At 66.6% G+C, this 13153-nt stretch carries 9 protein-coding genes; 7 read left to right on the forward strand and 2 right to left on the reverse strand.

The features are described 5' to 3' along the window. Window positions 1–1080: an FAD-dependent oxidoreductase gene (locus RU09_RS07785; protein WP_042539208.1), complete on the reverse strand. Its 1080-nt coding sequence runs from the start codon at window positions 1078–1080 to the stop codon at window positions 1–3. 76 nt (window positions 1081–1156) lie between these two features. Between RU09_RS07785 and RU09_RS07790 the strand changes: the two genes are divergently transcribed. The 3 genes from RU09_RS07790 (at window position 1157) to RU09_RS07800 (ending at window position 7953) form a co-directional block, all read left to right on the forward strand. Beyond that, complete coding sequence (locus RU09_RS07790; protein WP_042539210.1) at window positions 1157–2272, forward strand: GuaB3 family IMP dehydrogenase-related protein; 1116 nt, start codon at window positions 1157–1159, stop codon at window positions 2270–2272. Between the two features lie 57 nt (window positions 2273–2329). Beyond that, a complete protein-coding gene (locus RU09_RS07795; protein WP_042539212.1) occupies window positions 2330–3088 on the forward strand; it encodes an SURF1 family protein in 759 nt (252 codons plus the stop codon). Window positions 3089–3324: 236 nt separating this feature from the next. Beyond that, window positions 3325–7953: an ExeM/NucH family extracellular endonuclease gene (locus RU09_RS07800; RefSeq protein WP_042539214.1), complete on the forward strand. Its 4629-nt coding sequence runs from the start codon at window positions 3325–3327 to the stop codon at window positions 7951–7953. 89 nt (window positions 7954–8042) lie between these two features. Here RU09_RS07800 and RU09_RS07805 read toward each other — a convergent pair whose 3' ends face one another. Next, window positions 8043–8846: a DeoR/GlpR family DNA-binding transcription regulator gene (locus RU09_RS07805; RefSeq protein WP_042539216.1), complete on the reverse strand. Its 804-nt coding sequence runs from the start codon at window positions 8844–8846 to the stop codon at window positions 8043–8045. Between the two features lie 248 nt (window positions 8847–9094). Here RU09_RS07805 and RU09_RS07810 point away from each other — a divergent pair, with 248 nt between their 5' ends. The 4 genes from RU09_RS07810 (at window position 9095) to RU09_RS07825 (ending at window position 13152) form a co-directional block, all read left to right on the forward strand. Then, entirely contained in the window at window positions 9095–10387 is a 1293-nt protein-coding gene (locus tag RU09_RS07810) for an ABC transporter substrate-binding protein (RefSeq protein ID WP_042539219.1), read from the forward strand. Window positions 10388–10470: 83 nt separating this feature from the next. Next, window positions 10471–11394 (forward strand): carbohydrate ABC transporter permease, encoded by a 924-nt coding sequence (locus RU09_RS07815; protein WP_042539221.1) that lies wholly within the window; start codon window positions 10471–10473, stop codon window positions 11392–11394. A gap of 2 nt (window positions 11395–11396) precedes the next feature. Then, window positions 11397–12242 carry a carbohydrate ABC transporter permease gene (locus tag RU09_RS07820; RefSeq protein WP_042539223.1) on the forward strand — a complete coding sequence of 282 codons (846 nt, stop codon included), beginning with the start codon at window positions 11397–11399 and terminating at the stop codon, window positions 12240–12242. 46 nt (window positions 12243–12288) lie between these two features. Next, the gene (locus tag RU09_RS07825) at window positions 12289–13152 is read left to right on the forward strand and encodes a ketose-bisphosphate aldolase (protein WP_042539225.1); all 864 of its coding nucleotides are present in this window, start codon (window positions 12289–12291) and stop codon (window positions 13150–13152) included. Window position 13153: the final 1 nt, after the last annotated feature.

Genomic DNA, 13153 nt, shown 5'->3' on the forward strand with positions numbered 1-13153 from the left:
TCAGGACAGGCGGAAGGGCGCAGCCGCGAGTGCCGTCGGGTCCAGCGCCAGGTCTGCGAGCGTCGCGCCGACCCCCGGTGCGAACTTGAACCCGTGACCCGAGAAGCCTGCACCCACCACGATCCGTCCGCGCCGATCGAGCACGAAGGCGCTGTCATCCGTCGAGGTGTAGGTGCAGCTGACGGGAACGGCGGATGCCGGGTCGAGACCCGGCATCCACTCGCGCACGTAGTCCGCGAGAGCCCCCGCGTGCGTGACCGCGTGCGGACGGGCATCGGGGTCGACGACGTCGCCCACGCGGTGGAAGCCGACCTTGACGCCCTCGCCGGGCGTCGGCATGCCGTAGACCGTCGCCGGGTGGAGGTCGGGGTCGACGTAGTGATTGAACGACGGCCACACGTCGTCCCCTCTGGGGCGGAAGTGCGCGGGGAACTCCTCGGTGACCTCCAGCCGAGGCAGGCGGATGCCGGGCAGCATCCGCTCTGTCCAGGCGCCGACCGTGACGACGGCGACGTCTGCCCGCATCCGCTCTTCGGACAGCATGATGTCGACGCCCTCGTCGGTCTCCTCGATGCGCGCCACCGGGGTCTCCCAGCGCACCTCGCCTCCCGCGGCCACGATGCGTCGTTCGAGTTCACCCAGCGCGGCGGATGCACGGGCGACACCGGCATCGCGGGAGAACAGCACATCATCGCCGAAGCGCATGCCCGACCAGCGAGACGATGCCTCGCCGGCCGTCAGCGTCTCGGCGTGGATGCCGCGATCGATCAGACGCCGCTCGATCACGGCGACGTCGACATCGCCGTGGGTCACGAGGCCATGGAGGCGCAGCAGCGGCTCGCCGTCGACCTGCCCCAGGGCATTCCACCCCTCACGCGCGCGCACGAGCAGGTCGAGGTAGTACTCTTCGTCGTAGGCGTTGTTGAAGTTGCGTGTCGCGCCGTGCGAGGCCCCCTGGTGGTGTCCGCGGGCGAAACGGTCGAACACGACAGGCTTCAGCCCTCGCCGGGCGAGCTCCCACGCGGTCGCGAGGCCCATCACGCCGCCGCCGATGACGGCGACCTCCATCGAATCCGACATATTGCCTCCCGAGCTCCTTCTCAGTCTCCCAGCCGTCGGTGTCATCGCGTGCGCCCGGTAGTCTGGAGTGGTGACCATGGAGATCGAGCTCGGCCGAGGCAAGCGTGCGCGTCGCGCGTACACGTTCGACGACATCGCGGTGGTGCCCTCGAGGCGCACCCGCAACCCGGAGGACGTGTCGACGGCCTGGACCATCGACGCCTTCGGATTCGGCATCCCGGTGCTCGGCGCCCCGATGGACTCCGTCGTGAGCCCGCAGACGGCGATCATGCTCGGGCAGCTCGGCGGACTCGGCGTCCTCGACCTCGAGGGCCTGTGGACCCGCTACGAGAACCCCGAGCCGCTTCTCGCCGAGATCGCCGCCCTCGACGAGGGCGAGGCGACCGCGCGCATGCAGCAGCTCTACTCCGAGCCGATCAAGCCGGCGCTCATCACGCAGCGCCTCGCCGAGATCCGCGAGGCCGGCGTGACCGTCGCCGGATCCCTGACCCCGCAGCGCACGCAGGAGTTCTACGACACCGTCGCTGCGGCCGGCGTCGACCTGTTCGTCATCCGCGGCACCACGGTGTCGGCCGAGCACGTCTCGAGCGTCGACGAACCGCTGAACCTCAAGAAGTTCATCTACGACCTCGACGTGCCCGTCATCGTCGGCGGAGCCGCCACCTACACCGCGGCACTGCACCTCATGCGCACGGGCGCGGCCGGCGTCCTCGTCGGATTCGGCGGGGGAGCGGCATCGACCACCCGGGCCACGCTCGGCATCCATGCCCCGATGGCCACGGCCGTCTCGGACGTCGCCGCCGCCCGTCGTGACTACCTCGACGAGTCCGGCGGACGCTACGTGCACGTGATCGCAGACGGCGGCGTCGGCACCTCCGGCGACATCGTCAAGGCGCTCGCGATGGGCGCCGACGCGGTCATGCTCGGCGTCGCGCTCGCCCGCGCCACGGACGCACCGGGTCGCGGCTTCCACTGGGGTCCCGAAGCGCACCACCCCAAGCTCCCGCGCGGCCGCCGCGTCGAGGTCGGCGGCATCGGCACGCTCGAGGAGATCCTCTACGGTCCTGCCCCCGTCGCCGACGGCACGTCGAACCTGATCGGGGCGCTGCGCAAGTCGATGGCCACCACCGGATACTCCGACCTCAAGGAGTTCCAGCGGGTCGAGGTCGTCCTCGCGCCCTACGAGGCCTGAGCCACGCACGACGCTGTGACTTCTGCTGCTCTGTTCCCGCCGACCCTCCGAGAGGTCATGCTCCGGGGACGCTGGATCGGGATGCTCGTGCTGTGCCTGGTCGTCGCCGGCGTGTTCGCGTGGCTCGGCCAATGGCAGCTCGAACGTGCCATCGAGACCGATCCGCCGCCCGCCGGAGCGACCGAGCAGGTGCGGCCGCTGACCGATGTCGTCGAGCCGGGGCAGTATCTGCCGGAGCCGCTCGTCGGGCAGAAGGTCGAGACGACCGGAACGTGGATCCCCGATGACTTCCTCATCGTGTCGAGCCGATTCAACGACGATGTCGAAGGCTATTGGGTGACCGGTCAGCTGCGAGTCGCGGAGCGCACGTCGATAGCGGTCGCGATCGGCTGGACCGCCGACCGTGCGGTCGCCGATGCGGCCGTGGCGGAGCTGAACGAGGGCGACGCAGAAGCATCGATCGTCGGACGCGTCATCTCGGACGAGGGCCCCTCCCTGCCACCGAAGGACGATCCGCAGCGCATGGACCGGATGTCGACCGCGGCGCTCCTCAGCCACTGGCACGACGTCGACGACCTGGATGTCTATCGGCCGTACTTGGCCTCCGTCACGGCGACGGCGGGTCTCACCGACATCTCGTCACCGGCGCCCGACGAGCAGTCGCCGGTGAACTGGCTGAACATCTTCTACGCGGCGGAATGGGCGATCTTCGCCGGGTTCGCGTTCTACCTCTGGTACCGACTCGCGAAGGACCAGTGGGAGCGCGAGGTCGAGGAGTTCGAGGACGCAGCCGCCGGCACCGGCGGGACGGCCTGAGTCACCGCGCATTCGCGCGATCGGCCGCGCGCATCTGAGCGCTTCTCCACGCGATATTCCACCTTCGTCAGGGGCCTTTTGGGACGTTCGGTGAGGGCTTGGTTACCAATCGGAAAACTCCGTTGAGGATGTCCGAAGGCGTCCGTATGCTCGCTCACATGTGCGTCGGCTGAGAGCTCGCACAGACGCGGTTTCACGAGAGCCGTCGCCAGACCATACCCGAGGAGACAACACAGATGATGTCCGCTCCCGACGCCGCGAACCAGCAGGTTCCCGGGTCAGATCGCAGAAGTCGGGGGCGTCTCGGCGTCCTCGCCGCCACCTGCGTCGCAGCTCTCGGCGCCAGCGCCCTGATCGCCGCGCCAGCCTCCGCAGACGTCTCAGGGACGGGGGTGGTGATCAACGAGGCGTACCTCTCCGGAGGCAGCGCCGGTGCGGCGTTCACGAACAAGTTCATCGAGCTCTACAACCCCACGGCCGCGCCCGTCACCCTCGACGGGCTCTCGCTGCAGTACCGATCTGCGACGGGAACGGGAGGCTCCAACGGAGTCGCACCGCTGACCGGCGTCATCCCCGCCGGGGGCCACTATCTCGTGCAGGCAGGCAGCAACGGAGCCAACGGCGCCGCCCTCCCCACGGCCGATGCCGTGAGCACCCTCAACCCGAGCGGCACGAACGGCACGCTCGCACTGGTCGAGGGCACGGCGGCGGTCACGCTGACCCCCGGCTCGGTCACCGGGGTCGACGGCGTCATCGACGTGCTCGGCTACGGCACCTCGAACACCTTCGAGACCGCAGCGGCGACGCCGCCCACGGGCAACACCGACGTGAAGTCGCTCAACCGCACCGGAGGCAAGGACACCGACGACAACAAGGCCGACTTCAGCCTGTCGCCGACCATCACGCCGCAGAACGCCGGCACGGTTCCCGATCCCGACCCCGAGCCCGAACCCGAGCCCGCCGAGGTGTCCATCGCCGACGTGCAGGGCACGACCGACGTCTCGCCGCTGAACGGCCAGACCGTCACGGTCGAGGGCGTCGTCACGGCCGACTACCGGACGGGCGGCTACAAGGGCATCGTCATCCAGACCGAGGGATCCGGCGGAGCGACCGACGCCACGCCGGGAGCATCGGACGGCGTCTTCGTCTTCCTCAACGCGCTCGCGCCCACGCTCGCTATCGGCGACCTCGTCTCGATCACCGGCTCGGTCAGCGAGTACTTCGGCCAGACCCAGATCAACCCGGCTGCGCTGTCAGGCATCTCGGTGGTGCAGGCAGCGGCCGGTGTTCCCGAGGCCACGCCTCTGCCAGACATCACCGTCGGCACCGATCGCGAGCAGTACGAGAACATGTACGTGGCGCCCGCGGGCACCTACCGCCTCGCGTCCAGCCACCAGCTCTACAACTTCGGCACGCTCTGGCTGAACGCCGGAGCCGACCTGAACGTCAAGAGCACCGAGACCGTGCGTCCCGGCGCCGAGGCTTCCGCGATCGCGGCGGCGAATCGGGCCAACCGCATCCTGCTCGACGACGGATGGTCGATCCAGGTCTCGAACAGCGGGCACCCGAACGACCAGCCGTACTTCACGAAGGACGTCGTCGTCCGCAACGGCGACACCGTCGACTTCAGCGACAGCGGATATGTGCTCCAGTACGGTTTCGACGACTGGCGTCTGCAGCCGGTCGTGCCGATCGACAGCACGTCGTCGGCCGACCTGAAGGCGGGCTTCGAGGCGACGAACCCCCGCACCGACACGGCACCGACCGTGGGCGGCGACGTGCAGGTCGCGTCGTTCAACGTGTTCAACTACTTCACGACGCTCAAGAGCGAGAACTCGAACGCTCGGGGCGCGGCGAACGCGGCCCAGTTCGACATCCAGAAGTCCAAGATCGTCGCGGCCATCAACGGGCTGGACGCAGAGATCGTCTCTCTCATGGAGATCGAGAACTCGATCAAGCTCGGCGGCTCGCTCGACGAGGCGCTCGCCGATCTGGTCGACGGACTCAACGATGCTCTGGGCAGCGAGGAGTGGGATTACGTCCGCACCCCCGACGAGCTGAACGACTCGGCGACCACGGACTTCATCACCAGCGCGATCATCTACAAGAAGGACGACGTCAGCACCGTGGGTGAGAGCCTCACTGTCACGGACGAGACGGTGTGGGGCAACGCCCGCGAGCCGATCGCGCAGGCCTTCGACATCGACGGCCGTGTGGTCACCGTGGTCGCGAACCACTTCAAGTCGAAGTCGGCGCCCGAGGGCGGGGGCGCAGAGCCCGCAGACGGACAGGGCTTCTTCAACGCCGACCGCGTGAAGCAGGCGAACTCGCTCAAGGGGTTCACCACGGAGATCGAGGAGACCACAGGAAGCAGCGACATCCTGCTCATCGGCGACTTCAACGCCTACGCGAAGGAAGACCCGATCGAGGTCTTCACGAGCGAGGGCTGGAGCGATGTCGCGCGCGAGAAGGCACCAGACGAGCACACCTACTCGTTCGACGGTGAGCTCGGCTCGCTCGACCACGTGCTCGCATCGCCGTCGCTGGCAGCGTCGATCACGGGCGCGGGGGTGTGGAGCATCAACTCTCCGGAGTGGAGCGATCGCGGCTACGCGTTCGGTGCCACCGAGGCGGGCACGCCGTTCCGCTCCAGCGACCACGACCCGATCATCGTCGGCGTCTCCTCGGAGATCCCGCCGGTGAGCATCGACGTCGTCACGATCAACGACTTCCACGGTCGGATCGAAGCCGACGGTGCTGCCGCCGGTGCCGCGGTGGTCGCGGGCGCCGTCAAGCAGTTCCGTGAGGAGAACCCGAACACGATCTTCGCCGGAGCCGGCGACCTGATCGGCGCGTCGACGTTCACCTCGTTCATCAACGACGACAACCCGACGATCGACGCGCTCAACGCTGCAGGTCTCGACGTCAGCGCGGCGGGCAACCACGAGTTCGACCAGGGCTGGGAGGACCTGCGCGACCGTGTGCAGGACCGCGCGGACTGGGAGTACATCTCATCGAACGTGTTCGTGACGGAGACCGGCGAGCCCGCGCTCGCCCCGGCCTGGGTCAAGGAACTCGACGGCGTACGCGTCGGTTTCGTCGGGGCTGTCACGGAGGACCTCGACTCGCTCGTCTCCCCCGAGGGCATCGCCGATCTCGAGGTGCGCAGCATCGTCGACTCGGTGAACGCCGTGGCCGACGACCTGCGTGACGGGGATTCCTCCAACGGTGAGGCGGATGTCGTCATCCTCCTCGTCCACGAGGGCGCGTCCAGCGTCGAACTGTCGAGCATCACTCCGGATTCGCCTCTGGGCGAGATCGTCTACGGGGTCGATGAGGATGTCGACGCGATCGTGTCGGCGCACACCCACCTCGCGTACAACCACGTCATCGACGGTCGTCCCGTCGTCTCGGCCGGTCAGTACGGCGAGAACCTGGGGCTCATGAACCTCCAGGTCGACCCGAAGACGAAGGACCTGATCTCGATCACGAACGAGATCAAGCCCCTCACCGCAGCCGGCCAGCCGCTCTACCCAGCGGTTCCGGAGGTCGCCGACATCGTGGCGAAGGCGAAGGCCGAGGCGGATGTGCTCGGTGCGGTGAAGGTCGGAGACATCACGGCCGACTTCAACCGGGCTCGCCAGACGAACGGCTCGGAGAACCGCGGTGGCGAGTCCACCATCGGCAACTTCGTCGCCGACGTGCAGAAGTGGTCCACCGGTGCGGACATCGCGCTGATGAACCCGGGTGGCATCCGTGCGAACCTGACTTACGCGTCGTCGAATGCGAGCGACCCGAATGGCAACGTCACCTACCGCGAGGCGGCGACGGTGCAGCCGTTCGCCAACACGCTGGTGACGTTGACGCTCACCGGTGTGCAGCTGAAGGGCGTCCTCGAGGAGCAATGGCAGCCCGCAGGGTCGGCCCGTCCGTTCCTCAAGCTCGGCGTCTCGGAGGGGCTCGTCTACACGTACGACCCGGCCGCGGCCCAGGGCTCGCGCGTCACGTCGATCACCCTCAACGGAACCGCGATCGACCCGGCGGCGAACTACACGGTCGCAGCCAACTCGTTCCTCGCCGCGGGTGGAGACAACTTCTTCACCTTCAGGGAGGGGACGGGCAAGCGCGACACCGGCAAGATCGATCTGCAGTCGATGGTCGACTGGTTCGACGCGAACAAGACGGCGACGCCCGATCTCGCGCAGCGTGCGGTGGGTGTCTCGGTCAGCGCGCCGGATGCCGACGGCTACAGCGCCGGCGACCAGGTGACCGTCGCACTCTCGTCGCTGGCGTTCAGCGCGGGGGAGCAGGCGCCGGGTGAGGTGACTCTGTCGCTCGGCGGCACTCAGCTCGCCTCGGGTGCAGTCGACCCGACCATCGTCGACACGACCGACGAGGTGGGGCGCGCGTCGCTCAGCTTCGCGGTTCCCTCGGGCGTCTTCGGAGAGCAGCTGCTCACCGTGGCCGTCGCAGGTACGGGGACGACCGTGCAGGTGCCGTTCACGATCGCGGGTGAGGAGCCGGTCGAGTTCGCCGGCTCCATCGACCTCGGATCCTCGAAGGTGGCCGCCGGCAAGAAGCTGAAGATCACCGGTGAGGGCTACGAGCCCGGCGAGACCGTGACCGTCGAGCTGCGACCGAAGAAGGGCTCGGCCGTCGAGGTCGGCACCGTCCAGGTCAGGGCCGATGGCACCTTCTCGACGTCCGTGACAGTGCCGAAGAGCACTCAGCCCGGCAAGTACACGGTCGCCGTGTCGCAGGCGGACGGCGACGAGGCGACAGCCACGGTCACCGTCAACCGTGCGGGCGGCATCATCGGTGGCATCATCGACTGGCTGTGGGATCTCATCAACGGCTGGTTCTGACCTCGACGGGCGGCATGCCCGCCTGACACACAAGAAGGCCGTCGGGAGCGATCCCGGCGGCCTTCGTCGTGCGTGGGCGCGGTCGCCGTTCAGGCGGAGATGACCTCGACCTCGGCCTGCGCGAGGGCGGTCGCGAACGCCGATTCCGGGGGAGTGTCCGTCACCAGGTAGTCCGCGCGGTCCAGAGTCGTCACCTGGGCGAACAGCCGCCGCCCGAACTTCGACGAGTCCGCGAGGATCGCGGTGCGATCCGCGCGCTGGATCATCTCGGCCATCATGTTCGCGTCGCCCATGTTCGACGTCGAGAAGCCGGCCTCGTCGATGGCGCCGACGGCGATCAGTGCCAGATCGCAGCGGATGTCCACCTCGGGTCCCCCCGGGGTCATCATGAACGTGACGGGTCCGGTGGTGGCCTGGGTGATCGCTCGCACAGCGCCGCCGAACACGTAGAGGTCGCGGAAGGCGGAAGGGGAGATCTCGGCAGGGATCCGCAGGTTGTTCGTCGCGATCGTGAGATCCCGATGGTTGCGGAGCGCCCGTGCGAGTGCCAGGGTGGTCGTGCCGGCGTTGAGCATCACGACTGCTCCATCGTCGATGAGTCCCGCGGCGAGGCGCGCGATCGTCTCCTTCTCCTCGGTCTGCATCCGCAGGCGGACGTCGAGCGCCCGGTCTTTCAGCTGCCCCTCCGCGCTGACAGCTCCTCCGTGTGTGCGGATGACGACGCCTTCACGGTCGAGCTGGTCGAGATCGCGGCGAATCGTGTCGATGGAGACGTGGAAATGTTCGGCGAGGCCGCCGACGGTCACCTCTCCCACCTGCTCGACATACGAGGCGAGATCCGCCTTCCGACCCGCCGGAAGGCGGCGCTTGGGCGACGGTGCGGTTGCTTCCATGCACCCATCTCTAGCACATACGAGCGGGAAATTCGGCAGAGTTCAGCAGAAAACTGCAGATTCGTTGCGGCGCGGATCGTGTCCGCAGCCCGCACTGTGACGGCGATTCGGGAACGAATCTGTGATTACATCCACCGAATAGTGCAAAGAAGTGCTTGCGTTCCGGCAAATGAACGCATAACATTGCTCAAAACCGCATGAACAAGCATCGAAGCGCGTGTGCGGCACGATCTCGAAGAGGAGAAGTGATGATCACAGTGGGACGAGGGCGACGCATTCTCAAGCTCGCCGGCGCCGCGACAGCAGCCGTGACAGTCCTGGCCGTGGCTGGGTGCGCGGCAGGCGACAGCGGAACCGACGGCGGGGGCGGAGACGTCACGATCGAATTCGCGCAGTGGTGGGAGCCGGAGCTCCCCGACGGCGAGTTCCGAGCGCTCATCGACGAGTTCGAAGACGCGAACCCCGGTATCACGGTCGAGCTCGTGAGCGGACCGTACGCATCGACCAAGGAGCAGCTCTTCGCCGGCGCGGCATCCGGCACCATGCCCGACGTCGTCGGCCTCGACGGCGCATGGGTCAACGACTTCGCGTCGCAGGGCGTCATCGCCGACCTGACCGCCCTCATGGAGGAGAACGACTACGACGACAGCGAGCTGGCGAGTCAGATCCAGGTCGACGGCAGCACCTACATGATCCCCGTCGTGAACTTCGTCTACCCGATGTTCACGAACGACACCCTGCTCGCCGACGCGGGCGTCACTGCTCCACCCACCACCCGTACGGAGTTCGCGGACGCAGCCTCGAAGGTCTCGGCCCTCGGTGGCGACGTCTCGGGTTGGGTCCTCCCGCTCTCGTTGGAGGCTCCGAACGGCGTGCAGAACGACGTCATGTCGTGGGTCTGGGCCTCTGGCGGCTCGATGCTCAAGGACGGCCAGCCCGATCTGACGAACGACGACGTGACCTCGGCGGTCGATTTCATCGGCGGCATGTGGGACGACGGCTCGATCGCCTCGGGCTCCTTCACGATGAAGGAGCAGGACAAGGTCGAGGAGTTCACGAACGGCCGCGTCGGAATGATGATCGACTCGCTGGCGCACATCAACCTGATCCGCGAGACCAACCCCGATCTGCAGTTCTCGATCTCGGCGCTTCCGGCTGAAGACGGATACGACGGCGAGCGGGGCATCCCGTACGCATCCTGGGGCATCGGCGTGGCCGAGAACTCGGAGCACAAGGACGCCGCGTTCAAGCTGGTCGAGTTCCTCATGAGCGAGCAGACCAACTCCGAGCTCTCGACGATGGCCAAGGCCTTCCCCGGCAACTCGAAGTCGGTCCCCGACTTCGTGAACGACGACGAGCTGTTCAAGCAGGCGTTCGACATCTACCAGGCGGGCTACCCGGCGAACGAGTTCACCGGACTCCCCGTCGCCGAAGAGCTGATGCGTCTGCTCGGTGAGCAGCTGCAGTCGGCCTTCGACGGGCAGCAGTCGATCGACGACGCGCTCAAGACCGCGCAAGGGGCCTGGGAAGCGGAGTTCTGATCCTCCGCCTCCCCACCTGAACGGGGTGCCGCATCGCGACGAGTCCGGTGCGGCACCCGACCAACCAAGGAGCACCGGTTCCCATGAGCCTGAAGATGTCAGACGACACCGAGGTGATCGTCACAGGGGTCGCGCTGTCGCGGCGACGCCGACAGCTGCGCAAGACCACGGAGTCGTACGGATTCCTCTCGCCGACGATCATCCTGCTGTTCGTGCTGATGATCATCCCGATCGTGATGGTGATCGGGTACTCGTTCCAGGACAACGTGATCCTGAACAAGTCGCCGGAGTTCGTCGGAATCCAGAACTATGTCGAGATCCTCTCGGATCCCGGTTTCTGGAAGGCGACGGGCAACACCATCCTCTTCACGGTGGCAAGCGTCGCAGCGCACCTCGTGCTGGGTCTCGCGTTCGCGATGATGCTCAACAGCCCCCTGCTCGGTCGGTTCTCGCGTTCGCTCTTCCGGGCTCTCTACGTCTTGCCGTGGCTCTTCACCGTCGCGGTGATCGCCGTGCTCTGGCGCATGCTCCTCGCCCCGAACGGCGTGGTCAACTTCCTGCTCAACACCGACATCGAGTGGCTCGCCTCTCCGCAGCTCGCGCTGGGCACCATCATCTTCATCAACATCTGGGCCGGCTACCCGTTCTTCATGGTGAGCCTGCTCGCGGGCCTCCAGGGAGTTCCGGCCGAACTGCACGAGGCTGCGACCGTCGACGGCGCGAACAGCGTGCAGCGGTTCTGGAACGTCACCATCCCGCAGCTGCGTCCCATCATCATCAGCCTGGTGCTGCTCGACCTGATCTGGACCTCGCAGCAGTTCGCCCTCATCTGGATGACCACGGGTGGCGGACCGATCGATGTCACAGAGGTGCTCAGCACCTTCACCTACAAGCTCGCCTTCGCCAAATACGACTTCTCGCTCGCGGCGACCTCCGCGGTCCTGGTCCTGCTGATGTCGATGGTGCTCGCCGTGTTCTACGTCCGTCACCAGAAAGCGAGGGACTGATCATGGCTCTCACCGCCCTCGCCCAGCGCCGTGTCGCCAAGACGGGCCTGACCATCGGTCTCATCATCGGCGCGGTCTTCGCCGCCGGTCCCGTGCTGTGGATGCTGTCGAGCTCGTTCAAGTCGAACACGCAGATCTTCGAGCTTCCCCCGCGGCTGATCACCGACACGTTCTCGTTCGACGCCTACATCGCGATCTTCACGAACCCCGAGACCATGCGGTTCTTCCTGAACAGCTACATCGTGGCGGGGTCGGTCACGATCCTCACCCTGCTGGTGGCGATCCAGGCGGCCTACGCGTTCAGCCGGTTCGAGTTCCGAGGCAAGCGCATCCTGAACGTGGTGATCGTCAGCGTGCAGGCCGTGCCTCCGATCACGCTGTTGATCCCGTACTTCGGACTCATGGTTGCGCTCGGGCTGTACAACTCGTACCTCGGCCTGATCCTCACCTACATGGTGTTCACGCTGCCCTACGCGATCATCATGATGACCGGCTACTTCAACACCCTGCCGAAGGAGCTCGACGAGGCCGTCCGTGTCGACGGCGCCGGGTCCATGACCGCCCTCTGGCGGATCCTGGTGCCGATCTCGGTTCCCGGCATCGTCTCAGTCGGGATCTACACGTTCATGATCGCGTGGAACGAGTACCTGTTCGCGCTGACGCTGACCCGCACCATCGACATGCGCACGGTTCCCATCGGCATCCAGCTGCTCATGGGCCAGCACTCATACGAGTGGAACCAGATCATGGCGATGAGCGTGCTCGGGTCCATCCCCGTGCTGATCCTCTTCCTCATCTTCCAGCGGTACTTCATCAGCGGTCTCACGGCGGGGTCCGTGAAGAGCTGACGTCGCGCCGACGGACAACCGACCACCACGAAACAGGAGAAAACACGTGCTCTACACCGGCAAATCCATCCTCGATGTCGCCAACGAGAACAACTTCGCCATCCCGGCGTTCAACATCAGCGACTGGGCGATGTTCAACGGGGTCATGGACATCAGCGAGCAGAAGGCCGCCCCGGTCATCATCGCGATCCACCCCGACGAGGTGTCTCACATCACCACCGATCTGATCGCGGCGATGCACTCCCGTGCACACCGCTCGAGCGTGCCCGTCGCGATCCACTGGGACCACGGCGGCAGCTACGAGCAGATCATCACCGCGATCAAGGCCGGCTTCACCTCGGTCATGATCGACGCCTCGCTGCTGCCGTTCGACGAAAACGTGGCGCTGACCCGCAAGGTCGTCGATGCGGCTCATGCCGTGGGGATCCAGGTCGAAGGAGAGCTCGGCACGATCGGCGCCAACGACAGCTACGGCGAGTCGGGTGCCGCGGAGATCATCTACACGAACCCGGAAGACGCGGTGCGTTTCGTCGAGGAGACCGGCGTCGACAGCCTCGCCATCGCGATCGGCACCTCGCACGGCCTCTACCCGAGCGACAAGAACCCCGAGCTGCGTCACGATCTGCTCGAGGAGATCAAGGCCGCGGTCGGCATCCCCCTGGTGCTGCACGGCGGTTCCTCGAACCCGGATGCCGAGCTCCGCCGCGCCGTCGAGCTGGGCGTCAACAAGATCAACATCTCGAGCGACATCAAGGTCTCGTACCACAACCGCATGCGCGAGATCCTCGGCACCGATCAGCGTCTGCGCGAACCCAACGCGATCCAGCCGGCGGCCCTCGAGGCCATGAAGGCCACGGCTGCTGAGAAGATCGACCTGTTCGGCGCAGACGGCAAGGCGTCGCTGTACTGAA

The organism is Microbacterium sp. MEJ108Y, from assembly GCF_000834175.1.
GTDB classification, from domain to species: Bacteria; Actinomycetota; Actinomycetes; order Actinomycetales; family Microbacteriaceae; genus Microbacterium; species Microbacterium forte.